The 23,444-nt window shown below is 36.1% G+C and carries 22 protein-coding genes; 8 read left to right on the plus strand and 14 right to left on the minus strand.

Annotated features, from left to right (window positions below):
- Positions 1 to 151: 151 nt before the first annotated feature.
- On the minus strand, positions 152 to 664 hold the full coding sequence (locus FW781_RS04990; protein WP_149386404.1) for a hypothetical protein: 513 nt from the start codon (positions 662 to 664) through the stop codon (positions 152 to 154).
- 110 nt (positions 665 to 774) lie between these two features.
- Between FW781_RS04990 and FW781_RS04995 the strand changes: the two genes are divergently transcribed.
- The gene (locus tag FW781_RS04995; RefSeq protein ID WP_149386405.1) at positions 775 to 1,815 is read left to right on the plus strand and encodes a serine hydrolase domain-containing protein; all 1,041 of its coding nucleotides are present in this window, start codon (positions 775 to 777) and stop codon (positions 1,813 to 1,815) included.
- Between the two features lie 350 nt (positions 1,816 to 2,165).
- Here FW781_RS04995 and FW781_RS05000 read toward each other — a convergent pair whose 3' ends face one another.
- Positions 2,166 to 3,290, minus strand: coding sequence for an acyltransferase family protein (locus tag FW781_RS05000; protein WP_149386406.1), 1,125 nt, complete (start codon positions 3,288 to 3,290; stop codon positions 2,166 to 2,168).
- Between the two features lie 183 nt (positions 3,291 to 3,473).
- Here FW781_RS05000 and FW781_RS05005 point away from each other — a divergent pair, with 183 nt between their 5' ends.
- The 4 genes from FW781_RS05005 (at position 3,474) to FW781_RS05020 (ending at position 6,944) form a co-directional block, all read left to right on the plus strand.
- Positions 3,474 to 4,538 (plus strand): sensor histidine kinase, encoded by a 1,065-nt coding sequence (locus FW781_RS05005; protein ID WP_149386407.1) that lies wholly within the window; start codon positions 3,474 to 3,476, stop codon positions 4,536 to 4,538.
- A complete protein-coding gene (locus FW781_RS05010; RefSeq protein WP_149386408.1) occupies positions 4,531 to 5,226 on the plus strand; it encodes a LytR/AlgR family response regulator transcription factor in 696 nt (231 codons plus the stop codon). The genes FW781_RS05005 and FW781_RS05010 overlap by 8 nt, the downstream gene beginning before the upstream one ends.
- Before the next feature lie 381 nt (positions 5,227 to 5,607).
- Positions 5,608 to 6,168, plus strand: coding sequence for a hypothetical protein (locus tag FW781_RS05015; protein WP_149386409.1), 561 nt, complete (start codon positions 5,608 to 5,610; stop codon positions 6,166 to 6,168).
- A gap of 80 nt (positions 6,169 to 6,248) precedes the next feature.
- Positions 6,249 to 6,944 (plus strand): ABC transporter ATP-binding protein, encoded by a 696-nt coding sequence (locus tag FW781_RS05020; protein ID WP_149386410.1) that lies wholly within the window; start codon positions 6,249 to 6,251, stop codon positions 6,942 to 6,944.
- Between the two features lie 208 nt (positions 6,945 to 7,152).
- Here the strand turns inward: FW781_RS05020 and FW781_RS05025 are convergent, their stop codons facing one another.
- Positions 7,153 to 9,090 carry an SPFH domain-containing protein gene (locus tag FW781_RS05025; protein WP_149386411.1) on the minus strand — a complete coding sequence of 646 codons (1,938 nt, stop codon included), beginning with the start codon at positions 9,088 to 9,090 and terminating at the stop codon, positions 7,153 to 7,155.
- 443 nt (positions 9,091 to 9,533) lie between these two features.
- On the opposite strand from FW781_RS05025, the gene FW781_RS05030 reads away from it, so the two are divergent.
- Complete coding sequence (locus tag FW781_RS05030; protein ID WP_149386412.1) at positions 9,534 to 9,971, plus strand: hypothetical protein; 438 nt, start codon at positions 9,534 to 9,536, stop codon at positions 9,969 to 9,971.
- Between the two features lie 133 nt (positions 9,972 to 10,104).
- Here the strand turns inward: FW781_RS05030 and FW781_RS05035 are convergent, their stop codons facing one another.
- From FW781_RS05035 to FW781_RS05045, 3 genes are all read right to left on the minus strand, one after another.
- Entirely contained in the window at positions 10,105 to 10,905 is an 801-nt protein-coding gene (locus FW781_RS05035; protein ID WP_149386413.1) for a patatin-like phospholipase family protein, read from the minus strand.
- A 285-nt stretch (positions 10,906 to 11,190) separates the two neighbouring features.
- Complete coding sequence (lpdA, locus tag FW781_RS05040; RefSeq protein WP_047388165.1) at positions 11,191 to 12,579, minus strand: dihydrolipoyl dehydrogenase; 1,389 nt, start codon at positions 12,577 to 12,579, stop codon at positions 11,191 to 11,193.
- A gap of 227 nt (positions 12,580 to 12,806) precedes the next feature.
- Positions 12,807 to 13,070 carry a hypothetical protein gene (locus FW781_RS05045; RefSeq protein WP_228720141.1) on the minus strand — a complete coding sequence of 88 codons (264 nt, stop codon included), beginning with the start codon at positions 13,068 to 13,070 and terminating at the stop codon, positions 12,807 to 12,809.
- 200 nt (positions 13,071 to 13,270) lie between these two features.
- On the opposite strand from FW781_RS05045, the gene FW781_RS05050 reads away from it, so the two are divergent.
- Positions 13,271 to 13,657 carry a hypothetical protein gene (locus FW781_RS05050; RefSeq protein ID WP_149386415.1) on the plus strand — a complete coding sequence of 129 codons (387 nt, stop codon included), beginning with the start codon at positions 13,271 to 13,273 and terminating at the stop codon, positions 13,655 to 13,657.
- Positions 13,658 to 13,780: 123 nt separating this feature from the next.
- Positions 13,781 to 14,662, plus strand: coding sequence for a hypothetical protein (locus FW781_RS05055; protein ID WP_149386416.1), 882 nt, complete (start codon positions 13,781 to 13,783; stop codon positions 14,660 to 14,662).
- 57 nt (positions 14,663 to 14,719) lie between these two features.
- Here the strand turns inward: FW781_RS05055 and FW781_RS05060 are convergent, their stop codons facing one another.
- The 8 genes from FW781_RS05060 to FW781_RS05095 form a co-directional block, all read right to left on the minus strand.
- Positions 14,720 to 17,392, minus strand: coding sequence for a beta-glucosidase (locus FW781_RS05060; protein WP_149386417.1), 2,673 nt, complete (start codon positions 17,390 to 17,392; stop codon positions 14,720 to 14,722).
- Positions 17,392 to 18,837: an alpha-L-fucosidase gene (locus tag FW781_RS05065; protein ID WP_149386418.1), complete on the minus strand. Its 1,446-nt coding sequence runs from the start codon at positions 18,835 to 18,837 to the stop codon at positions 17,392 to 17,394. The genes FW781_RS05060 and FW781_RS05065 overlap by 1 nt, the downstream gene beginning before the upstream one ends.
- A 50-nt stretch (positions 18,838 to 18,887) precedes the next feature.
- Positions 18,888 to 19,787: a TIGR01777 family oxidoreductase gene (locus FW781_RS05070; RefSeq protein WP_149386419.1), complete on the minus strand. Its 900-nt coding sequence runs from the start codon at positions 19,785 to 19,787 to the stop codon at positions 18,888 to 18,890.
- A 105-nt stretch (positions 19,788 to 19,892) separates the two neighbouring features.
- The gene (locus FW781_RS05075; RefSeq protein ID WP_149386420.1) at positions 19,893 to 20,597 is read right to left on the minus strand and encodes a YqjF family protein; all 705 of its coding nucleotides are present in this window, start codon (positions 20,595 to 20,597) and stop codon (positions 19,893 to 19,895) included.
- A gap of 17 nt (positions 20,598 to 20,614) precedes the next feature.
- Entirely contained in the window at positions 20,615 to 21,091 is a 477-nt protein-coding gene (locus tag FW781_RS05080) for an SRPBCC family protein (RefSeq protein WP_149386421.1), read from the minus strand.
- 20 nt (positions 21,092 to 21,111) lie between these two features.
- Positions 21,112 to 21,936 carry a DCC1-like thiol-disulfide oxidoreductase family protein gene (locus tag FW781_RS05085; protein ID WP_149386422.1) on the minus strand — a complete coding sequence of 275 codons (825 nt, stop codon included), beginning with the start codon at positions 21,934 to 21,936 and terminating at the stop codon, positions 21,112 to 21,114.
- Positions 21,937 to 22,013: 77 nt separating this feature from the next.
- Entirely contained in the window at positions 22,014 to 22,415 is a 402-nt protein-coding gene (locus FW781_RS05090) for a hypothetical protein (RefSeq protein ID WP_149386423.1), read from the minus strand.
- A gap of 430 nt (positions 22,416 to 22,845) precedes the next feature.
- Positions 22,846 to 23,349 (minus strand): GbsR/MarR family transcriptional regulator, encoded by a 504-nt coding sequence (locus FW781_RS05095; protein WP_149386424.1) that lies wholly within the window; start codon positions 23,347 to 23,349, stop codon positions 22,846 to 22,848.
- Positions 23,350 to 23,444 lie beyond the last annotated feature (95 nt).

Here is a 23,444-nt window from a genome sequence, read left to right on the forward strand (position 1 = left end):
AGCTGTAAGTTTCTTAAACGCAAAGTTTTATTATTTAAATAATTATGAAAGTAGTAATTCAACTTTGCATTAAAATAATTTTCTCCTCTATTTTTTTAAATCTGCTTAATTTACAAGATCTGCGAGAGATAAAAATGATAAATTATGTTGTTTATTTTATAATAATATCAGACTTATAATTATCTTTCAATAGCGCCCCATTTTTATACAACCGCTGGTTTATTACCTTCCCTTTTTCATTGAAATAAAGCCACAAAGCATTTTTCCTCCCTAAAGAATCCAGGCGTCCCATTTCTTTCGGCATTTTATTATTATGAAGAATCTGAACCGGGTACAATCCTTTCAGATCTTTTAAAGAATCCATTTCTTCTGAGATCAGCTCCGCTTCATTCCCTATTTTGAAAGTATACTTTTTTCCTTTATCACTTTTTAAAATAAGCTCATCTCCAGATATCTCATATTTCCCCTCTGAAAATGGAGTTGTTGAAATCTGATCATGGCTTATAAATTCTGTTTTTAAAAATTCAAAGGTTCCGTTTTTTATATACAGTGAATATGTTCCGCCTCCGGATTGCAGCTCAACATATTTCGGATATTCTTTATCTTTTTTGCAGGAAATAATAGAGAAAAGGATGATGAGAAGGCTAATGGTTTTTATTTTCATGAAACTAAATTAATTAAAATATTGACAGTAAAAGTAGGAGCGGAAATACATATATTTGGAAACATTTTAATGTCATATACATTTCTTACTTTTTCAATACAAAAAACATAATGACCCCAACACAATTATTCTTCACAGCCCTGTTTTCAGCAGTACTGTCTGTTACCGCAACAGCTCAGAAAAAAGACATTTATAAGCACAAAATAGACAGCATCATAACGGCTTCCAGTCCTATTGCATTCAACGGCGTTGTGTTGGTTGCTCAGAAAGGAGAAATCCAATACCTGAAATCCAATGGTTACAAAGATTTTGAAAAGAAAATCCCGGTGAAAACCGATGACCAGTTTGAAATCATGTCCAATTCAAAGCAGGTTACCGCTGTTTTGATTTTACAGGCTGCAGAACAAGGAAAACTAAACCTCCACACCCCTATCAAAAAGTATCTTCCCTCTCTTACCCAAAGCTGGGCAGATACAGTTACCATACACCATCTTCTGAATCACACCCATGGCATTACAGATATCAATAAACCGACATCGTTCAAAGCCGGTTCCCAATTCAAATACGGTAACCTTTCCTATATGATGTTGGGAGAAATCCTTAAAAACACAACTGGAAAAAGCTTCACAGAACTTGCCACTTCTCTTTTCAAAAAGCTGAGAATGGATAAAACACTGGTATTCAATACCAAGAACAATCAGTCTCTTGTTCCCGGCTACATGAACGAAGGCAATCAGTTTGAAAAAGTGAAACAATCATTCCTGAATGATAATATTGCACCTGCAGCTGGTATTATTTCTACAGTGCAGGATCTTGCCAAATGGGATGCGGCATTATTTAAAGGAAAGCTTCTCTCTCCTGAGTTTCAAAAGCAGATGCTGACTCCTTCCACAAGCTCACAGCACAATGTTTTTGGAAAAGAAAGTATGGGGTTTGGATACAATGTAAGATTTATCAAAGAAGCAGGCCTTGATTATTTTGCCGTAACGGGTCTCGGCGATGGATTCACCTGCCTTAATGTCTATTTTCCTTCTACAGATACTACTTTAGTCATTTTAGAAAATCAGATGCCTGAAAAAAGTGAATACTGGAGTTTTAAAGAGGCTTCCATAAAAAATGTGGTTCTAAAAGCAATGACTTCCAATCAATAATTTTTATGCTAAATATTTACGAGTCAGTTTCTATTCCGAAACTGACTCTTTTATTTTTTATGCCCCCGCAGATTGAGGAGATTAAGCAGATTTAAAAAAAATTCCGGACGGGATCATACAGATCCATTATTTGTAAAAATCTGCTCAATCTGTATAATCTGCGGGATATAAATTCTTAAACGCAAGGTTTCAAGAGGGCAAAGAAATAGCGGCAAGGTCACATTGAAGCTGCGTGATTATCATCAGCTCAGTAAGAATCAATAAAATTGATTTCAGCTTTACTCCCTTATTATATTAATTAAAAAAACTTTGCGTTAATAAAGGAGTAATATCAGGTAATTTTTACATATTTAGAAGGCTATACAGATTTTTTTTAAAACTTTGGATTTAAGGACAGAGAAAGGTTTTTCAATAACAAAACGGTAAAACAAGCCACCCAAAATACAAGCAAACAGACAAATCAAAAGAGTGATATTATCTGTGGTTACAAGTTTAAAATAATCAAAAAGTCCCTGTACTATATGGATAATTCCTTTATGTGAAAGGTAAACAGCATATGATAAAGCTGCCAGCTGAGCAGTAATATACGACTTTGAACGATACAGGAAAGACGATTGGGAAATGGCAGCCATCAGAATAATTCCATAGCTTGCGGCTACCAGTGTAAAACCAAATACAGAAGCCGTTTTGGAAGCCTGTTCATTGCATATCCAAAATGAAATTCCCAGCAGTGCTGTTCCAAGGAAGAAAAGCTTATTTCCATTACCGGCAACTATTCTTTTAAACCTTGAAGAATACTGCATGAGATACCCGATCAAGACACCCATTCCCAGGCCATCTAATCTTGTATGGGTAGGATAATATATTTTCATATACCATAATTTCCAGAAATCTGTGGAGGAAGTATCTGCCGCCGCAATAAATTCATTCCACGCTATCAGTCTTACTGTAATAGAAAATCCAATGACAGCAATCATGAGAACGGCTATATATCTGAACAATTGTGTTGGCATTATGATCAAAAGGAACAAAGGAAGAATAAGATAAAATTGTTCTTCAATACAGAGTGACCATGCATGAGAAAATGTTCCAAGATTGATGACATCCAGACCATAATTTTGAGTGAAAGTAACAAACTTCCATAAAGGAGACAAAGCTTCCCTTTCCCTGAAAAAAGGAAATATAAAATAGAGAAAAAGGGTAAAAAAGTAAGCCGGAATAATCCTGAAAAACCGTTTTATATAAAATGTTTTCAGACTGATATTTCCCTTGTTTTCTATTTCTTTGAACAGCTGGCCTGAAATCAGAAAACCACTTAAAACAAAGAAAAGATCCACTCCTGTCCAGCCAAATCTTCCAATGCTGTCGATCCAGTCGGGATGCTTAAATGCCCGGTAATGATACAGTAAAACGAGTAAAATAGCAGCTGCTCTCAGATGATCCAATCCGTAAAGCCTTTCAGAACGTTCTGTCATTATTTTTTTATGCAAATATTGACCAATTTCTAACTGCTTTCCTGCATAGAATCCGAACAACAGCCTATTCCGTGTCGACAACAAAATAGGCAGTTTGTACCATAAATGATGTTATCTGACATTATTTTAAAGTATTCGGCATGACATTTCTCCTGCATAGCCTAAGTTTTTATATTTTTGAAGATGATGAAAACTCCATCAGGAACCCAGATCAGACAAATCCTATACTTCCAGCTGTTCTTCTGGATTGCTTTATTTTTATTCGGAACGGCAAGAATGTATGGAGAATATGAAAGTGGAGCTTTTAAGGAAGTCATAATTTATAACTTTTGCCACTTGATTTTCCAGATTGCAGGGGCCAATTTTATTTATTTTGTGCTGATCCGTCATTTTTTTGACCGGAAAAAGTATGTTGCATTTTCGCTGTATCTCATGATAAGCCTTTACGCTATTTCTGTCATCAACAGGTTTTTCCTTGTTTATATTGCCGAACCACTTTTCACCAATGAAGTAAAAGACAGTGTTTTCAGCATTTTTACAGATATTCCTTACCTTTTGCTCCATTATACATTTCCTGTTATCAGTGGTGCATTTATCTTTATTTCTATCATGTTTATCATCCGCTACAGGGATGAAAGAGAGCATACGATCAAACTGCAGAAGGAAAAAACCGAGCTGGAACTGCAATCGCTCAAATCTCAGCTCAATCCTCATTTTCTTTTCAATACCCTGAATAACATTTATTCTCTTTCAATCAGCCATTCTGATAAAACTTCCCAATCAATCAGCCAGCTATCCGATATTCTGGATTATATTTTATACAAAGGGCAGAAAAAATGGGTTCCGGTTTCTGATGAACTGGCTATTATTGAACATTATATTGCGCTGGAAAGCCTACGGTATCATGATGAAAGATTAAAAATCCAGAAACACATCAGGTTAAACACCCCGAATACCATTCCGCCCCTGCTCTACCTTACTCTGGTGGAAAATGCTTTTAAACATGGAGCTGGAAAAAGTTCGGGAATCACGGAAATAAAGATTGATCTGGAAACGAATGATCTTCATTCTGTTTTTACAATTGAAAATACTTTTTCAGGCCACCAGACAGCCAATGAAAAAGGAATCGGGCTGCAGAACATACAAAGACAGCTGCAGTATCACTATCAGGAACATTTTACCTTCCGGATCTCACAGGAAAACAATATTTTTAAAGTTGAAATAACCACTCCTTCACATTATGATTAACTGTATTATTGTAGATGACGAACCTCTGGCTATGTCATTACTGGAAAACCATATTTCTAAGATCGACGATTTAAAGCTGGTGGGAAAAGCTCAAAATGCAATGCAGGCTTATAAAACACTGCAAAATCAGACTGTAGACCTTATGTTTCTGGATATTCAGATGCCCCACCTCAATGGAATTGATTTCCTGAAGTCACTGCCTCAGAAGCCCCGTACAATTTTCACAACGGCTTACCGGGATTTTGCCATTGAAGGTTTTGAACTGGAAGCTGTAGATTATCTCCTGAAACCGATTACTTTTGAACGTTTTTTCAAATCTGTGGAACGTATCCTGAGAACTACAGCCGACCATACAGAAGATTTTATCCTCATCAAAACTGAAGGAATGCACCGGAAACTTACGCTTTCAGAGATCGTTTATTTCGAAAGTCAGGGAAATGGCATCAAGGTAGTACTCGTTACCAATGAAAGTTTTATTTCAAAAAGCAAGATTACAGATCTGGAACAAACGTTATCGGGTAAAGGTTTTGTAAGAATTCACAGATCTTTTATCATTAATTCTTCTTTCGTGACGGCATTCAGTAATAATGAAATTGTTGTCAACAATCATAAGATTGCTGTAGGAAGAAGTTATAAACAGGAGTTTGAAACCTTCATATCCTCTGTTTCCAGAAATAAATTGTTATAAAATTGTTTCGGAAAATTCCACTGTTCCGTTTTCGGCTTCTCTTTTAGAAATTAATCTATAATGACATTTTTTTAACATTAATTTTAAATTGGTTTTTACTCTAGCCTTACTTGGATGATTTCCAACCTGTTTATCAATGCATTACATCACATGAATAATTACCAATCTGCCTTAAACCAAATTGACTCTTCTTTCTCAAAAACAAACAAACAGCTAATTAACAAACATTTACGTAAACAATGAAATCCATAGCATCCTCGGATAATCTCATCATGATATTAAAAAAAAATATTACTTTTGCTTGAACAAATAAAATTGCTTTTTAGCTTTTTTATTAGTAAATTTATGTACACCAAGTTGTAAAACGTTAAAATTCATTTCATGAGAAAAATAATTCTACTTATTACATGTATGTTCGGTATTTCAGTTTTCTCACAGATTAAAGTGTTGAAGAATGAAAGTTTGGTGGAAATTGGTAAAGATAATTCCGTTGGTCTCTATAAAAAGGAAGATAAATTTACAGTCAACTACCAGGATTTGAACACCGCTAACCTGAATACAATCCGATCTTTTTCATTTCAGAACATTAATGGTGATGTTACCGGATTATTTAAACTTATTATGGATGGGTTTATCTCTGCTCCTGGTGAAAATATTATCCTGGAACTGCCTAATGATATCATTGAGCTTCATTATGAAAAGAACTATGGCCAGCCAACCGTACAGTTTATCCAGGTGATCAATAAGAACCGGAAATATATAGGAAAATCACAGTTTTTGACCCAAAAACAGGTGGAGAAAATTTTCGGAAGAACCAATGGAAAGTATGCCATGTATGACAACTCAGGTTCTGTAAAACCAGCTGTAACCAAAGGAGCCGGCAATACTGCCTCTACTGCTGCTCCGGCAACAGGGGGAACCAAGAAAAAAGCAAGAAAATAATTATATTTTATAAATATTGTGAAACTCATTCTATCGGATGAGTTTTTTTATTTTATTTTTGCAAAAAGACATTCAAACTTATGCCGCTTCAGATAATCAATTTAACCAAAAAATTTGGTGAGCAGACTGCCCTTGACAATATCAACATTTCTATTGATAAAAATGAGATCATCGGTCTTCTTGGCCCGAACGGTGCCGGAAAATCTACCCTGATGAAATCTATTGTCGGAGCGCTGAAAATTGATCAGGGTGAAATTATTTTCAATGGTATGAATATTTCAAACCATGAGATTGAAAGCAAAAAGAAAATAGGCTTTCTTCCTGAAAACAATCCGCTTTATCTGGAAATGTATGTAAAAGAATATCTTCAGTTTGTAGCCAATATCCATAAAATTGCTGAATCCAGAGTAGATGAGGTGATTGAACTGGTAGGAATCACGCCTGAAAAATCTAAAAAAATAGGACAGCTTTCCAAAGGATATAAACAGCGTGTAGGACTTGCACAGGCCATTATTCATCAGCCGGATTTACTGATCCTTGATGAACCCACCAATGGTCTGGATCCAAACCAAATCATTGAAATCCGTAATGTAGTAAAACAAATCGGCCAGCAGAAAACCGTTTTACTTTCTACGCACATCATGCAGGAAGTGGAAGCGCTTTGCTCAAGAGTTATTCTTATTCATAAAGGAAATATCCTTCAGGATTGTCCTATTGATGAGTTCAAAGGTAAATTTGAAAGCCTGGAAGAAGCGTTTGCAAGTTATACTGTATAAAGAAATACAAAATCGCCCGGAACAATTTCCGGGCGATTTTTAGTTTTTAATTATATATCCTACTGGTGCTGTAATTTTTAAAATCTCATACTTTTTCAATAGATTTCAATAAAAGAGAAAATAACAAAACTAATAATCAGAAGTAATATAATTAGCCGTACAATATAAATCATTTAAAAATTTGGAGTAACTTAATTATAAGCTAAAGTTAAGAATTGTTATCCGGTTTCTCTTCAATTATAACAGCCGCTTCAGCATTTTTCTTTTGCACCTGTTCCAAGAGCTGAAGTCCCAAAAGTCCGCTGATTCCGCCATTCGCTGAATCTCCGTTTCCTCCGATTAATACCTCAGGCATTATTCTTACATTCTGACTGGCAATATTTTCCATGATTTTCAATTGGGTAAAATTATTTCCACCCATTGCCTCCACAGATAATTTATAGGATTCTGCATTGGATTTACCAATGGCCAGAATTTTTTCTGCTTCTGCATTACCGGTTAATAAAATTTGTTCCGCATTTGCTTTTGCCAGCAATTCTATTTTTTCGGCTTCAGCTTTTGCGAGAAGTCTTGTTTTTTCGGCTTCACCTGTTGCCAACAGCTTCAATCTGTCTCCTTCCGCATTCGCCTGCAATCTTACGGAATTGGCGTCTCCGGTTGCTTTTTTCACCGATGCATCAGCTATTCTTTCCGCAATCAAAACTCCCTGATCTGCCTTTACAATTTCTTTCTGCATGTCAGCAACAGCTGTTTCTTTTTCCAGAGCCTGACGCGTTTCCTGGGCCAGCATCTCAGTTTCGTACGTAATTTTCTGTTCTTCCGCCAATTTTCTGTCCGTTAAGGTTTTCATTAGACTTTCCGGAGGAACAATCGCCCCTATCAAAGTATCTACAGCATTTACATTATATTGTTCCAAAACGCTGCTGATGTGGTCTTTTGCAGACTGCTGTCTTTCCTTTCGGGTTCCTAAAAATGCAATCACATCACTATCCTGCGCTGAATTTCTGAAATAATTCCCAATGGTTGGTTCTAAAACCTGACTTACAAGATTGATCATATTTCCAAAACGGGCGATCACTTTTGGAGCTTCATACGTAGGAATATGGATGATCTGCGAAACATCAAGATTGAAAGGGAAACCGTCTTTACTTCGTACCGTAATTGTTGAAAGATTTTTATCCAGCTGGTGAGATTCACTTCTTTCATAAGCCCAGTTCAGCACTAAATTGGTAGTAGGAACAAGCTCAACCTTCATAATATAAGGATTGATGGGATATTTTCCAGGGCCAATGGGTTCTGCCCAAACTCCTTTATGACTTTTCTCAACAATATTTCCATGTTTAAAATCAATCCCGCTTAAATCCTGTCCTTCTTCTCCTACATAGCTGATAATGACTCCCACATGTCCTATGGGAATTTCCGTCATTTTCACCATTTCAACTTTTGTAAACCAGGGATTCAGGAAATAAGAACCCGCCAGGATCACCTGCTCCTGAAGCCCTTTAAACCCACCGCTATTCAAAAAAGTATCTACATCCTGAAATTTGTTATGCTCATTGATAATTTTACCTGCAATCTGACCTTCTGCTAAAGGGTCTCCTTCCATGGTTGTGATAACCCCCACTGCATTATCAGGAATCTGAGTCATATCCGTTAACTCTATCTCAAATAATAACGTGTTAATTCTATAGGATCCTGGTGCAATAATCGCAGTCTGACGGCCTTTTCTTCCTCCGTTTTTCAAAAAAGCTTCGGCATCCTGAAAAGAATCACACTCAACTTTTCTCCCTAAGATCCTTCCGGTTTCTAATTCTACCCCGTCTTTTGCCAGTAATAAACCTATTTTTCCGGTTGGAATCACTGTGAAAGGTTGAAAATCGATAGAATATTGCCATATCCATTTTCTGAAATATACCCCCGGCGCTAGTGTCTGAGCCTGAAAACCTGCCTCTCCGTTGGTTGCAATAATTCTTCCTTCCGGAAGTTCCTGCTTACCTACCAGCACAAATTTTTTGGTTACCAACCCTATCTTGTCCTGAGGGACAATGATTAATCCAAAGAAAATTCTTAAAATGAATTTATAAAAAAGTACGCACAAAAGTGCCATTACGGCCGGAACCATCCAGCCATGAAAAGCTAATTCCATAGTTTTGTTTTTTGTTTTTGATTATTTTTGAAAACAGGGATTGTGCTCTGGTTCTTCGGGATATGAAAAAACAGAGTACGAATTATGTAATAATTCTTTCGAAAAATTAAGAAACTGCAGGAGGAGATGTATTAAAAATCGTGAAGATGATTTCTGATACTTTTAATAGAAAAAACTTAAAGTTAATTAGTTTCATTTTGATAATAAAGGAACGAGATCCTTTGATGGTACAAATGTACAGAAGAAAAGTATTCACTTGTTTCAAAAACTGAGAATATTTCACAAACAAAAATACAACAAACTGATAATCAACATAATTATTTCTGAAAATAGATCATTAGCCGTCTCCAGAATCTCTTTTTGACGCCCTCTATTCTTCTTTTTAACTGAAATATGGCGCTATATTTGATAGACTCTGAAATGTTAACCAATAACCACTCAATATGATAAAGCACATTTTACTGGGGACTTTCTGCTTAGCCCAGTTTTCTTTCCCTTATGCCAAAGAAGTTCCGAATCCGAAAACAGATATTTCCGTGACTTTTTCTGCCTTTCAACAGGTACCGAAAACAGTCATTATTAAAACCAAAAAGTTCAAAATCAGAATCGATAAGCAGCCTAATGGCAGGTATCTTTACCAGGCCTGGAATGCTAATGCCAAGATCACAGCAAAGCCAAGCATGATCATCAGCGACGGTGAGCTTGTTCCTGACGGTAGCGGAGGGAATTATTATATTGTATTCAACAATGAAGGTCATAGCTATCAGGTCTGGAGAAATTATTTAACAGATTCTCCGAAAAAAGCGCCTTACACACTGGTTGTGAACGATGCCAACGATAATGAAATTGTACGTCAGGACGGATATGTAGTCAAGAATTAGAATGAAATAAAAGCTGGAAGCTGGAGGAGAGAAGCTGGAAGTTATTACAGTCTGTCTAACACTCTACTTTATGAACTCAACGTTCATCTTCCTTTTATATACACTAAAATCCTGCATTTGTGCAGGATTTTTTTTATGTTCCGGACTGCTTTAATTCTTCAAAAAAGCCACTGGCTTCATAACTTTCTTTAGCAGCTTGGTACCCGATATTAAAGATCTCTTCCAATCTGTCCTTTCTTCGTTCAAAAGTTCCGTAAGAAGATAGTTTTTGAGAAGAAATAAACCAGTCACAGTAATCAAATTTTATTTTTTCAATTCTATAGGAGAGTAAATCATAAGAACGGGAAACGATTGCCTTAATGGAGTTCAGGTCTTTAATCTTAGCTTCGTTGGGTGGAGAGACAAATACGCCGATCAGCTTATCACAGTCATCTCTGATGATATCTGCCGGAAAGTTATTCAATACACCTCCATCACAGTACATTTCCTCTCCAATAATGTAAGGAGTTGTTATTCCGGGAATGGAGCACGAGGCAATGATGGCATCTACAATCTCAAAATCTTTATCAAAAATCTTCTGGGTTCCGGAAACCAGTTCTGTGGCCACAATTTTTACTTCAATATCGAGATCACCCAATTTCATTTCATGGAAGATAGGCTTAAGATAATTCCTGAAAATCACTGAAGAAACAAGTCCCGGCTGATTGAAAGTAAAATGTTTCCAGTTGAAAAAATACACAGAATTGAAAAATTCCAGAATTTCTTCCGGAGTTTTTCCGATAGCATGAAGACATCCTACAATAGATCCTGCACTACAGCAGGAAAGGATATCTACTTCAATCCCTTTTTCCTGTAAGAATTTTAATACTCCTGCATGAGCGATTCCTTTGGTACCGCCGCCTGATAAAACAAGTCCTACTCTGTCAAAATTCATAGAATAAATGTAAGGAAACAGCCTGAAATAATCGAGTTAATTTTTATAAATATGCTGATTTTAAAATTATTTTAATAAAATCCATTACAATCCTGTCAAAAATTCAATCTAAAAAGAGATATAACTTCAAACATATAAAAATTTTGTTGATCCTTTTTATGATTAAATGGGTGCCTTTTACGATCAAACCTGTGAGGTTTCGTCTACTCATATTCCTGATTGGTATCAAAGAAAAAGCCCGGAAAAATCCGGGCTTTTATTGTATTGATTATCTGTATATTAAGATTAAATGTGAATCACTTCACCGTAAGCAGCAGCAGCAGCTTCCATAATTGCTTCAGAAACTGTTGGGTGCGGGTGGATAGATTTGATGATCTCGTGACCTGTAGTTTCAAGTTTTCTTGCTACTACAGCTTCAGCAACCATATCCGTTACTCCTTCACCAATCATGTGGCATCCTAACCACTCACCATATTTAGCATCGAAGATCACTTTGATAAATCCGTCTGTGTTTCCGTTTGCAGTAGCTTTACCACTAGCAGAAAGAGGGAATTTACCCACTTTGATCTCATATCCTTTTTCTTTAGCCTGCTTTTCAGTAAGACCTACAGAAGCTACTTCAGGGTGACAGTAAGTACATCCAGGGATATTGCCATAGTCGATTTTTTCAACGTGCATCCCTTTGATTTTCTCAACACAAGTGATTCCTTCTGCAGAAGCAACGTGAGCCAAAGCCTGAGTTGGGATGATATCTCCGATTGCATAGTAACCTGGTACTGAAGTTTCGTACCACTCGTTCACCAATACTCTTCCTTTATCTGTCTGGATTCCTACTTCTTCTAATCCGATATTCTCGATATTAGCAGCAATACCTACAGCAGATAATAAGATATCAGCCTCAAGAGTGATGTTTCCGTTAGCTGTTTTTACAGTAGCTTTTACTCCTTCACCGCTTGTATCAACACTTTCTACAGAAGCGTTTGTCATAATTTCAATTCCTGTCTTTTTCAGAGATTTCTCCAGGTGTTTAGAGATTTCTTCGTCTTCTACAGGAACGATGTTTGGCATAAATTCAACAACAGTTACTTTAGTTCCCATTGTGTTATAGAAGTCAGCAAATTCTACCCCGATAGCTCCAGAACCTACAACAATCATAGATTTCGGCTGCTCAGGAAGAGATAATGCCTGTCTGTATCCGATTACTTTTTTACCATCCTGTGGTAAGTTTGGTAATTCTCTTGAACGAGCTCCTGTAGCGATGATAATGTGAGTAGCTGAATATTCAGTTACTTTACCTTCTTTATCTGTCACAGAAACTTTTTTACCTTTCTGTACTTTTGCAGTACCAAGAATTACGTCAATCTTATTCTTTTTCATCAAGAATTCGATTCCTTTGCTCATTTTGCTGGCAACACCACGGCTTCTCTGAATTACATTCGGGAATTCAAAGCTAGCCTCCACTTTATTCAAACCATAATCTTCAGCATGGTTGATATAATGAAAAACCTGAGCAGATTTCAATAAAGCTTTAGTTGGAATACATCCCCAGTTAAGGCAGATTCCTCCTAAATTTTCTTTCTCGATAATTGCGGTTTTGAAACCTAATTGCGCTGCTCTGATCGCAGTAACATATCCACCAGGACCACTTCCAATGACAATAATATCGTAATTCATTACTTTAAAAATTTTTATGCGAATTTAAGGAAAAATATTGGATGTTTTATGTTTCTGCAAACTGATCTTAAAATGCATCAACAAGGCGTTTTTATTCAATTTTAAATAAAGAAAGAGAATACAAAACGCATTCTCTTTCAATAAATTTCATTCTACATTGAAAATTTATCAAAAATCACAATATAAAAACCGGCTTTTTCAATTTTAATAACTGCAAAAATTCTTTATTATTTTGCCTGTCTAAGTAATCGTTTTTCAGCCGCATATCTTTGATTTAATGCTTTCATCTGATCTCTCTTCATCTGTTTGGTAGCAAGCGGATGATTAAGAATGAGCTTTTTCTCAGTATTGTATTTTTTGGTAAGTTCCTGCATTTTAATATTAACCAATTCCGTTTTAGATGGATGTGGAGGAGCTGGCGGACGTTTCTGGGCGGAAACATTCATTGATAAACCTAATACTAATAGTGTTGAAATTAATAACTTTTTCATAATGTTCATATTTTTTGAATGATTTCAATAAATTTTATAGTCTTAATTAAATTCATTCCGGTTCGTGATAAATCTTGCATATATCATACCAATATTTTTTGTAGAAAGTAAAATTCATCATGTAAAATCATTAACTCATTTGAAATTATGGACATTAATAACGATCTATTTTTCATACATTTATCTTTTAACAAGCACCTATGAAAACTTCTGTAAAAAAAGGTAATCTGACTAAAGACAGTATCTGGATGAAAGAACCCGAAACTCACGATTTTCCTGCGGCACAGGATTATCTGGAACTGCTTTATGAGCCCGATAAAGCCAGAAAAATGGTTGAAAAATTAAAGGCAGCTGATACAATTACAAAAAAATCAAAAGATATTTTAAGAGCTAGTAAGCTTCCTCTGCTTCCTAAGACCAATATTCATGTAAAAGAAAACCTGAAAAAAGTAGAAAAAAATAAAAAACTTTCACCCATACTTCTGGTAAGAGGTGAAAATGAACTGATTATTGCAGATGGCTACCACCGCCTTTGCTGCAGCTATTATCTTACCGAAGATCTGGAAGTCCCGTGCAGATTGGTTTGATAATTTTTAAAAGCTTTTACAATATCAGCTAATGCTTTTAATTAATAATATATAATTTATTAAGTTTTATTTAATTTTTAGTTATTTTTTTTCTATATTTGATCGAAACCAAATTTCCAACACATGAAAAAATACATTTTGATCCTTTTATTTGGAACCCTTCCCCTGACTGCACAAGTAGGTATTAATACAACAACTCCTAACAGCACACTTGCCGTAAATGGTTCCTTAAGAGCGGGCTATAGTGAAGTCACAGCCACTTCTTATAATATTCTGACTACCGACCATTACATTACTTATAATGGAACAGCCGATGCCACGTTTACCCTTCCGGTCATCGGAACCGGAACAACAAGTTTTACCGGAAGAATTTATAAGATTAAAAACATTTCGCCGAATAATATTACACTTCAGGCATCCAGCGGTAATACTCTAAGAATTGACAATACTCCTGTTCCTTCTTTTGTGATTCCTATCGGTGCCTATGCTGAAGTTGTGAACAACAGCAATACAACAGGCGGAACATGGGATTTGTCTTTTACCGTTCTTCCTAAACCGAGCAACGTGGAAATCTATGGAACACAGGTTCTCATTCCTCCTCATAGGCTTGGAACAGCACCTGTTGCCGACTGGACTAACCATGGTAATCCTGGTTATGATACAGGAACAACAAATGACAGATGGTGGATCATTAGCAAAACATCAGTAGATAATGCTCATACTTCTACCTATGCCAATGCCAGCAGAATGACCTTGGTTTATGAGTATCAGGGCACTCCGTTCAACGTTACAAATATGTATCCAATTCTTACTGCAGGAAACAATTCAAGTTTCCCGGATGTATTTACAGCATCTTTTGTAAGTCTTGCCAATAATGGTACTGCAGGAAGAACCAGACTTACGGTATCTGTGGCCCGTATAGATTTCATTGGAAATAACGGATCCAATAACAGTAACTGGACCGGAACATTCTTACTGAACGTTTTATTAGCCAGAAAATACTAGATATCTTCAAAAAATATACTTAAAAAGAGCAGAAGTTTCTGCTCTTTTTTTATTTCTTTATTCATGCTGTGAAACTTCAATATTTTGTTTTAAAGTAAGATTTTTAGATGAATTGCCAACCATAATTCTATACGTTCCTTTTTCTACAATCCATTCCATTTTTTCATTCAGAAACTGTAATTGCTTTATGGGAACTTCAATGGTGACAGATTTTGTTTCTCCGGGCTGCAATTCTACTTTCTGAAATCCTTTGAGTTCAATAACGGGTCTTGAAACGGTTGCCAATAAGTCTTTTACATATAACTGAACGACTTCACTTCCCGCTTTTGATCCTGTATTTTTTACATTGACTTTAGCAATAATAGTTTCATTTTCTGAATATTGGGTTTTGTTCAGCTGTAAACCGGAGATTTCAAAGGTGGTATAACTTAAACCAAAACCAAATGGATACAATGGCTCACCACTCAGGTCATAATAATCATTTCCTCTTCCCGTTGGATGGTGATTATAGGTCAAAGGCAGCTGGCCTTCTTCAACCGGAAAGGTTATAGGTAATTTTCCGGATGGATTTTCTGCACCAAAAAGAGTTTTTGCAACAGCATTTCCACCTTCTTCTCCCGGATACCAAATATCCAAGATAGCTCCTACTTTATCTTTCCAGGCAGTTGTTTTTATGGCAGATCCTCCTACTAAAACTACGGTTACCGGTTTTTTCAATATCGAAACTTCCTGAATAAATGATTCCTGATTTCCGGGTAAACTCAGTGAGGAGCGGTCCTGAAATTCACCTTCATGAATACCGGCAGCAACAATGATATAGTCTGCATTCTGAGCGAGATCTAAAGCCTCTTTATACTCTTTCCGGTAATTAGAAAGTCCATAATTCCAGATCAGTTCAAGGCTGGCTTCTCCTCGATTTTCATGAAACTCAATGGTAATGTCATATTTTTTACCTTTTACAAAATCTACCTCAACCATTTTGGTGGAATAGCTTAGTTTTTCCCATTGGTCGATAGCTAATTTTCCATCAAGGTATAATCTGAAGCCGTCATTTCCGCGCAATCCTAATTGATATTTTCCTGAATCCGGAGCTTCCAGTTTTCCTGTCCAACGGACACTGTAATGATCTGGCTGAAGTTTTTCAGGATCAGGTGAGTATAGAGTCCATTTAAAATTGAGCTGCTCGTCTTGTTTTTCAAAAGCCGGATTTCCTTTTAAATCGGTATTAGAGAAATAGGTTCCTTTTAATCCTTTTTTGTTTTCAGAGGATAAATATTCATTGGAAATTGTGGTAAAATCCTTTACATTCCAATCAGTTCCTTTTGCATAAATGACTTCAATATTTTTATCTCTGATATAATTTTTAATCCCGTCAACAATATTTACTTTTTTGTTTCCAGGCCCAGAATAACCACCCAATCTTGCATCCACAGCATCTCTTCCTACCACCAGAATTCTTTTTACATTTCCGGGAACAGGAAGGGTCTGGTTATTATTCTGAAGCAAAACGAAAGATTCTGCAGCTGTTTTTTCTGCCAGAGGTTTATGGTTCAGCTTTTTTAATTCGCCAATTTCTTTGAGTGAAACATAAGGATTTTCGAATAATCCAAGCTCAAATTTAGCTCTCAGTACTCTTGCAACAGCATCATCAATTCTTTCTTTTGAAATTCTTCCATCCAAAAAAGGAGGGATAAAGAGTTTATAATGTTTATATTCTGTCTGAAAAATCACATCCAGCCCTGCATTGATGGCCTGTGCAGAAGCATCATCATAATCTTTTGCTGTAAAATGCAGCACATTCGCTCCACCTACCGCACTTGCATCACTGATGACAAAGCCTTTGAAATTCCAGTCATTTTTTAACTTTTCAGTCAGTAACCAATGATTTGCAGTTGAAGGCCTTCCATCGAGCAGGTTATAGGAAGTCATCACCGAACGGCTTTTCCCCTTTGTAAAAGCATTATAGAAAGGGATTAAATGTGTTTCCTCAAGGTATCTTTTACTCCAATGAATCGGGTATGAATCTCTTCCACCTTCTCCTACATTGGCAAGAAAATGTTTTGGAGTAGTGATGATTCCCATATTTTCAAATGAACTGACGAAGCTTGTTCCCATTATGGAGGTCAAAAAAGGATCTTCACCATAGGTTTCTTCTGTTCTTCCCCATCTCACATCACTCGCCAGGTTGACTACAGGGGTCAGAATCTGACGGATTCCTCTCAATTTGGATTCTTTTGCAATTGCTGTGGAGACCTTGTTCATCAATTCCGGGTTGAAAGTAGCTGCCAAACCAATAGCCTGCGGAAAAGCCGTAGCCCCTTCTCTTACCAATCCGTGTAAGGCTTCGTCAAAGGGGATAATAGGAATTCCCAATCTTGACTCTTCTACGAAATATTTCTGAATGGCATTTATTTTTTTCACCAACCTTTCTGCATCTTCATTGGCGTTATATTTCAATAACTGCCCTGCAGCACCGCCTCCCTGGTTTCCAGCACTTACCTGCAATCCAAAAATTCCATGGAAATATTGTTCCTTTGAGACGTTATCTAAATCTCCGGGAATCATAAAACACTGCCAGAATTTTTCTTCAGGGGTCATTCTCTTCAACAGATCCTGAACTCTGGTTTCAATAGGCTGCTCCGGATCTTTATATAAGGGTTTTTGAGCAGAGATGATAACAATATTAAGCAATAATGCAGCTCCCGTAAATTTAAAACGAAATAATCCCATTATTGTATTATTTGAATTACGGTTGCATATTTCAGATTTTTCCTTTCTTCAGGCAATTTGATTTCAAGCGCATCACCTGCTGTTTTTTTCCATTGAATTTTTGATGAAAGACCTAATATTTTTAAGGATTTTGGCTTAAAGTTTACCGGAATAGAAAAAGTAAGTACTTCCGGTGCCTTATATTCTGACTGCTCATCAAGATGGAAAACATTTACCGTATGATGGTCTTTGCTTTGGGTGTAATAATAATTTCCTTCATGATAGGGAGCAATGGCTCTTGTAGCAAAAACAGCAGACTGATTTTTGTTCATCCATCCGGAGATTTGCTGTAATCTTTCATAGACTATCGGATCATAATCACCATTAGGTCCGGGAGCAATATTCATCAGGTAATTTCCTCCTCTTGAAATGATTTTCACCAGGGTTTCAATGATCTTCTGGGAGGTTTTATAGTTGTCATTCGGAATGTAGGAAAAGGAATCTCCCATGGTGATACAGCTTTCCCAAGGGATGGGAAGAGCATGTTCCGGAACCGCCTGCTCTGGTGTAACATAATTTTCCCATTTTCCGGGAACGGTACGGTCTACAATAATAATTCCCGGCTGATTTTTCCTGGCCATTGTTCCTATTTTATCCATATCAATATCCTGCTCTACTTTGATGGTGCGCTGCCATTCAACTTTCGGATCAATGGTATGAAAAGGACGTACCCAGCCTCCATCCAGCCAGAGTATATCAATTTTACCATAATTGGAAGTGATCTCGTTCAGCTGATTAAAGGTGAATTTTTTAAAATTCTCCCATCTTTCCGGATATTTTTTAGGATCATAATTTACATTTCTGTCTTTCGGCGGAAAGTAGGGCCACCAGTAATCATCGGAATACCAGTCAGGCTTTGAAAAGTAAGCTCCGATTTTAAATCCTTCTTTTCTGAAAGTGTTGAAAACTTCTTTTGTCACATCAGATTTTGGATTTTTTGAAAAGGGAGTTTTAGGAGAAGTGATTTTATAATCTGACTGCTGGGTATCAAACATTGCAAAACCATCATGATGTTTCGTGGTAAAAACCACATATTTCATCCCTGCTTTTTTTACTGCATCAGCCCATTTTTGAGGGTTAAACTGAGTGGGATTAAAAGTTGTCTGAAGGTTTTCATAATTCTTTACATATTCGTCATAAGTTTTCCCGTGCTCAGGTTTTCTCTGCGTCCATGATTCGTCTTCGGGGCATAAGCTCCAGCTTTCAACGATTCCCCACTGGCTGTAAGTTCCCCAATGCATAAACAGTCCGAATTTCATATCCTGCCACTGGTCCAGATTCTGAACAACAAGTGGGTCTGTGGGCTTCTGATATCCGTCAGACACATTATGAGCCTGTGAAAATACTACTGAACTTATTAAAAAAGATGAAAGGAGAAAAGGTTTTATTTTGGGTATAACCAACATATGGAATAGTTTTCCGCTAATTTAATTATCCTTTGGGAAACCCGCAAACATTAGGATTCCAGGAGATTAAGAATAGCCTCATCAAATCCGGGATATGAAAACCGGAATCCACTTTTTATCAGTCTTTCAGGATAAACATTACGGCTTTTTAAGAGTAATTCGGTTTCTGTATTCAGGAATATGGATGCAATTTCCAACTGCCAGACCGGAGCATTAAGCCCAAAAGGAATATTCAGTTGTTTTCTCAATTTTTTCATCATATTTTCATTGGAAACTGGTGCCGGAGCGGTTATATTGATCGTTCCTGACATATCCTCATGCTGAATGATCCAGTCTACTGCTTTACAAAAATCATCAATATGAATCCAGCTTACCATTTGATTTCCTCTTCCCTGTTTTCCTCCTAATCCCATTTTGGTAATCATTTTCAGCTTTGGAAATGCACCGCCATCATTACCAAGAACAATTGATGTGCGAAGGGCTACTTTTCGTGTTTCTTCATTTTTAACTGTAAAGAATTCTTTCTCCCAGCTTTTGCAGATATTCATTGAAAAATCATCTCCGATAATTCCGTTTTCTTCTGTATTCAGATGCTGTTCAGAATGAACATAAATGGTTGCAGAACTCGCATTCAGCCAGATTTTTGGTTTTTCAGAACACTGATCTACAGCTTTCTGCAATATTTTTGTACTGCTAATCCTTGAAGAATAAATTTCCTGCTTATTTTTCTCGTGATACCGGCAGTCTACAGATTTTCCTGTAAGATTGATCAGAACATCTGCTTTTTCCAAAGTGTTTTTCCATTCACCCAATGTTCTGGCATCCCAGTAAATTTCGTTTTTACGTTGAGGATTACGGGTCAGGATATAGATCTGGTTTCCTTTTTCTGTAAAGTATTTCTCCAAATTTTCACCCAGAAATCCGGTGCCTCCGGCTATTATTATTTTCATTTTTTTAAGTTTTAGGTTTTGGGTTCAATGCTTAAGGCTTTAACCACAGATTTCACAGATTTGCACAGATGCTTGTGGATAAGGGATTTGGTCTCCCCTTATTTTTTAACTAATGTATTTCTTTATTTTCACCTGAATTTCTGAACCTTCAGCAAGCATTACCGAAACAGGTTCCTGATGATTCAGACATTTAAAGTCATTTCCATAGATTTTTTGAAAATCAATATCCAGCTGATGGTCTTTTATCGTGTAGCATTCCCATTTTGGATGACATACTTCGTATTCGGAGGTAGTATTTTCTTTTTGGGTAAAACCAAAATAATGTTCTGTGATAAATTCAAATTCTGAGTTTTCTTCCATAGGTTTTGCTGTGCTATCAGCCATAATCTCAATAGAATGCCAGCTTTTGTCTTTCCATGAATACCGGATCAGCAGTTCATCTCCACTTTCATGAATCTCGTTTTTCATCGGCATGGTATGATAATTTTCTTTGTACACAGCATTGGCGATAAGGCTTAATGCTGGTTTGGGAACTATTTCCTTGATGAATACCACACCTCTTTTCCAAACTCCGTTTTCTTTTTTCTTTACATAAAACCTTAAGTTTACTTCTTCAAAATTGCGGTGGAAAGGAATGGGTAGTCCCAACAGTTTTGTATTTAAGAACATGAATCCTACTAAGCTTACATAGCATCTGCCTTTATAAAAGTCGAGTTCTGTACCTTTGGGCAAATAAGGCAATAAGATCTCAGGACTGATTTCGTAATTGATGATGGCCAGTTTTCGCCATTCTGCTTTTAAAAAGTTCATAATGCTGTGTTTTTAGGTTAAAAAATGGCTATCCCGTCATGGGTGGAAGATTCTGCAATGGTTTTGATCATCTCATTTCTTTTGAGCAGAAAATCTTTGAGATATCCTGTAAGAAAAATGGCATTAAACAATTTTCCTACAATTCCGAGCGGAGATTCAAATTCAAAAATATCAGTCATCAATGTTTTTCCGTTGACAGATTTAAAGGTATGTCTGTGTCGCATAGATTTGAAGGCGCCTTTCTGCATCACATCAATGAACTGAACCGGTTTTTCCATACTGACAATTTTTGTGGTGAGATTTTGATACATTCCCAGATGTTTTGCCCGCCAGGTTACAGTTTCGTTTTCTTCAATCAACCCTGAAGTACGTCCTGCAATTGCTTTTTCATGAGATGTTGAGGTTGACTGCTGATGCAGATCAATGTTTCTTGCCAGATCAAAAACATAATGAATATCTGCGTTGATTACGGTGTTTAAATAGATTGTTGACATTTTCAGAGGTATTAAGTTTTTTAAATTTTAAATTCAATGGTTGTCAGAATGATGATTGCCAGTGCTGTCATTCTAAACAATATCCAGGAAATGGTAGGAAGAAAATTCAGTTTAAGTATTCTGCATCTTCTTATATGTTCCAGAAACATGATCAATACTACAATTCCAAAGTACAACATGTAAAAAACAGGGGTAAAATTGGTCATCAGAGCAGGAATTAAAAGTAAAGTCCCGATTAAGGAAACAGTCATCATATTTCCAAGATAATCCCAGATTTTATCTTTGAGATAAGTTTTTAAAAAGAGGGTCTGCCAAACGATCTGACCAAGACAAACTGCAAATTCTCTCAGGAAATTTCGTTCTAAATTTAGATCCAGCTTTACGGAAAATTCACTTAAGATATAGGCTGAAAAAATAACAACAAAACTGATGTATGCCATTCTGTATTTCAGGTTAAAATCCGGAACACAAGATTGTTCTGTATCATCTTTTGGGGAAGGAATAATCTGTTTCCGATTGTAAGAAATGACGGAATACAGCTTTTGAAAAAACCAGTACAGAGGTTTTATTCGAGCGGTTTTTGCCAACCATGGAAAAGAATTTCCAATGATGAGAAGCAGACTGTCTAATCCGTAAACAACTTCATTTTTGTTGTGGTCCACCAAAGCAATTTCATTTTTCGCACGTTTGAAATCGATTAGGTTTTTATTTCTACCTGAGAGTTCTGTAAATGCTTCTCTTCCATCTTCATCCAGCATTCCGCATTTTGTAAAACCTTTGGAGTAGAGATTACACATCGGACATTCATTGTCGTAGATTAATGTGTGGTTTTTGAGCGTTTTCATAATTGTGATTTTAAAAGTTTAAAAAGTCTCCTCTTGTCCTTTTCTTCTGTATTTTAAATGCAAAATACATCCAGATTTTAAAGATTAATGTTTTCATGTTTAATCTTATTTTCTTTGTTCAATACATGTTTACGCCCTTTCAGGAATAACAAAAGATTCAGAAGCATCATGACCCCAAGATAAATAGAGAAACCTCCAATCTTTTTGCTTAAAGCAACAACCAATCTTTCCACTGTTTCAATTTGAAAAAACTCTATAATACATAAGGCAAAACCAATATTTAAAAGGTAAAAACCTATTTTAAAAAGTGAATTTGTTGCCATAGCAATGTCCTTTTTCTGATGAAAAATATCAATCATAAAAGTTTTTGAATTCTTGAACAGAAATTGTGAAACCAGAATTGTAAGAGTAATTACAATAGGCAGATAAATCATGTACGCTGAAAAGTTATACGTTGCGGTTAAAACTGTAGTTGCCATAATAGTATTATTTTAATGTTAATTTATTTCTCAAAAAGTAAAGGATGAAAATGTTCATATAATGCAGGATACAAAGGATTAAAATGATACTTCCAACTCTCGTTGCAGTGATCGTTATCATTTCTTCGAGACTGCTTATTTTGTTCCATATGGTAAGGTTAATTGCAATAAAACCGAGATTCAGGAGATAATAGCAACCAAGAAGTATCCTGTTAATTGTCAGGCAAAGACCTTCATCATGAAGTAAATATTTCAAATAGGCTTTCCCTTCATGATAACATCTTCTTCCTACATCAATTGTGATATACGAACTGATACCTAGAAAAATTATATAAGAAACAATATTGAACATTTTATAAATTTTATATTTTCAGTAATTTTTGAAAATTAAATTGAAATAAAAAAGGATATTCATCCTCTTTCAATTTTTCTATTTCAACAGATTGGTAATTTTCCCTACCAGCCAGTGATCATCACTTTTTATCGCCAGATCCATAATATTATTTATTTTTCCGGTGACAGAACTGAAATCATTCATGAGTTTGATAAATTCCTGAGCTTCTTCTGAATCTTTATCCTCAATATTCTTTAATTCTTCAAGAAAGGCAATTACAGGTTCTATTTCTCTTTTTCTGCGCTCTTTAGTAATCTGTTTAAAAAGGTACCACACATCTTTTTCTGCCACGAAATATTCCTTACGGTCTCCTTTCACAAATTCTTTTTTCACAATTCCCCAGTCGATCAGCGCGCGAAGATTCATGTTGGCATTTCCTCTTGAAATCTCCAGCTGTTCCATTACTTCATCAGTAGAAAGCGGTCTGCCGCTAGCCAAAAGCAATGCATGTACCTGTGCCATCGTACGGTTGATTCCCCAATTGGTGGCAAAGGTTCCCCAGGTCTGAATGTATTTTTCTTTTGCTTCTGAAAGTTGCATTTTATTTTCCTTTTAAGTTTCTGTTACAAATGTAATTATATTTTTTGAATTTTCAATAATTTTTGAAAATTAATTTTAAAAATAAAACAGACCTC

It is taken from the genome of Chryseobacterium panacisoli (genome assembly GCF_008274625.1).
In the GTDB taxonomy this organism is placed as follows: Bacteria; Bacteroidota; Bacteroidia; order Flavobacteriales; family Weeksellaceae; genus Chryseobacterium; species Chryseobacterium panacisoli.

Coding starts and splice junctions, on each gene's coding strand:
- FW781_RS04990 (WP_149386404.1), bottom strand. CDS start 664: ATGAAAATAAAAACCATTAGCCTTCTCATCATCCTTTTCTCTATTATT.
- FW781_RS04995 (WP_149386405.1), top strand. CDS start 775: ATGACCCCAACACAATTATTCTTCACAGCCCTGTTTTCAGCAGTACTG.
- FW781_RS05000 (WP_149386406.1), bottom strand. CDS start 3,290: ATGACAGAACGTTCTGAAAGGCTTTACGGATTGGATCATCTGAGAGCA.
- FW781_RS05005 (WP_149386407.1), top strand. CDS start 3,474: ATGATGAAAACTCCATCAGGAACCCAGATCAGACAAATCCTATACTTC.
- FW781_RS05010 (WP_149386408.1), top strand. CDS start 4,531: ATGATTAACTGTATTATTGTAGATGACGAACCTCTGGCTATGTCATTA.
- FW781_RS05015 (WP_149386409.1), top strand. CDS start 5,608: ATGAGAAAAATAATTCTACTTATTACATGTATGTTCGGTATTTCAGTT.
- FW781_RS05020 (WP_149386410.1), top strand. CDS start 6,249: ATGCCGCTTCAGATAATCAATTTAACCAAAAAATTTGGTGAGCAGACT.
- FW781_RS05025 (WP_149386411.1), bottom strand. CDS start 9,090: ATGGAATTAGCTTTTCATGGCTGGATGGTTCCGGCCGTAATGGCACTT.
- FW781_RS05030 (WP_149386412.1), top strand. CDS start 9,534: ATGATAAAGCACATTTTACTGGGGACTTTCTGCTTAGCCCAGTTTTCT.
- FW781_RS05035 (WP_149386413.1), bottom strand. CDS start 10,905: ATGAATTTTGACAGAGTAGGACTTGTTTTATCAGGCGGCGGTACCAAA.
- lpdA (WP_047388165.1), bottom strand. CDS start 12,579: ATGAATTACGATATTATTGTCATTGGAAGTGGTCCTGGTGGATATGTT.
- FW781_RS05045 (WP_228720141.1), bottom strand. CDS start 13,070: ATGAAAAAGTTATTAATTTCAACACTATTAGTATTAGGTTTATCAATG.
- FW781_RS05050 (WP_149386415.1), top strand. CDS start 13,271: ATGAAAACTTCTGTAAAAAAAGGTAATCTGACTAAAGACAGTATCTGG.
- FW781_RS05055 (WP_149386416.1), top strand. CDS start 13,781: ATGAAAAAATACATTTTGATCCTTTTATTTGGAACCCTTCCCCTGACT.
- FW781_RS05060 (WP_149386417.1), bottom strand. CDS start 17,392: ATGGGATTATTTCGTTTTAAATTTACGGGAGCTGCATTATTGCTTAAT.
- FW781_RS05065 (WP_149386418.1), bottom strand. CDS start 18,837: ATGTTGGTTATACCCAAAATAAAACCTTTTCTCCTTTCATCTTTTTTA.
- FW781_RS05070 (WP_149386419.1), bottom strand. CDS start 19,787: ATGAAAATAATAATAGCCGGAGGCACCGGATTTCTGGGTGAAAATTTG.
- FW781_RS05075 (WP_149386420.1), bottom strand. CDS start 20,597: ATGAACTTTTTAAAAGCAGAATGGCGAAAACTGGCCATCATCAATTAC.
- FW781_RS05080 (WP_149386421.1), bottom strand. CDS start 21,091: ATGTCAACAATCTATTTAAACACCGTAATCAACGCAGATATTCATTAT.
- FW781_RS05085 (WP_149386422.1), bottom strand. CDS start 21,936: ATGAAAACGCTCAAAAACCACACATTAATCTACGACAATGAATGTCCG.
- FW781_RS05090 (WP_149386423.1), bottom strand. CDS start 22,415: ATGGCAACTACAGTTTTAACCGCAACGTATAACTTTTCAGCGTACATG.
- FW781_RS05095 (WP_149386424.1), bottom strand. CDS start 23,349: ATGCAACTTTCAGAAGCAAAAGAAAAATACATTCAGACCTGGGGAACC.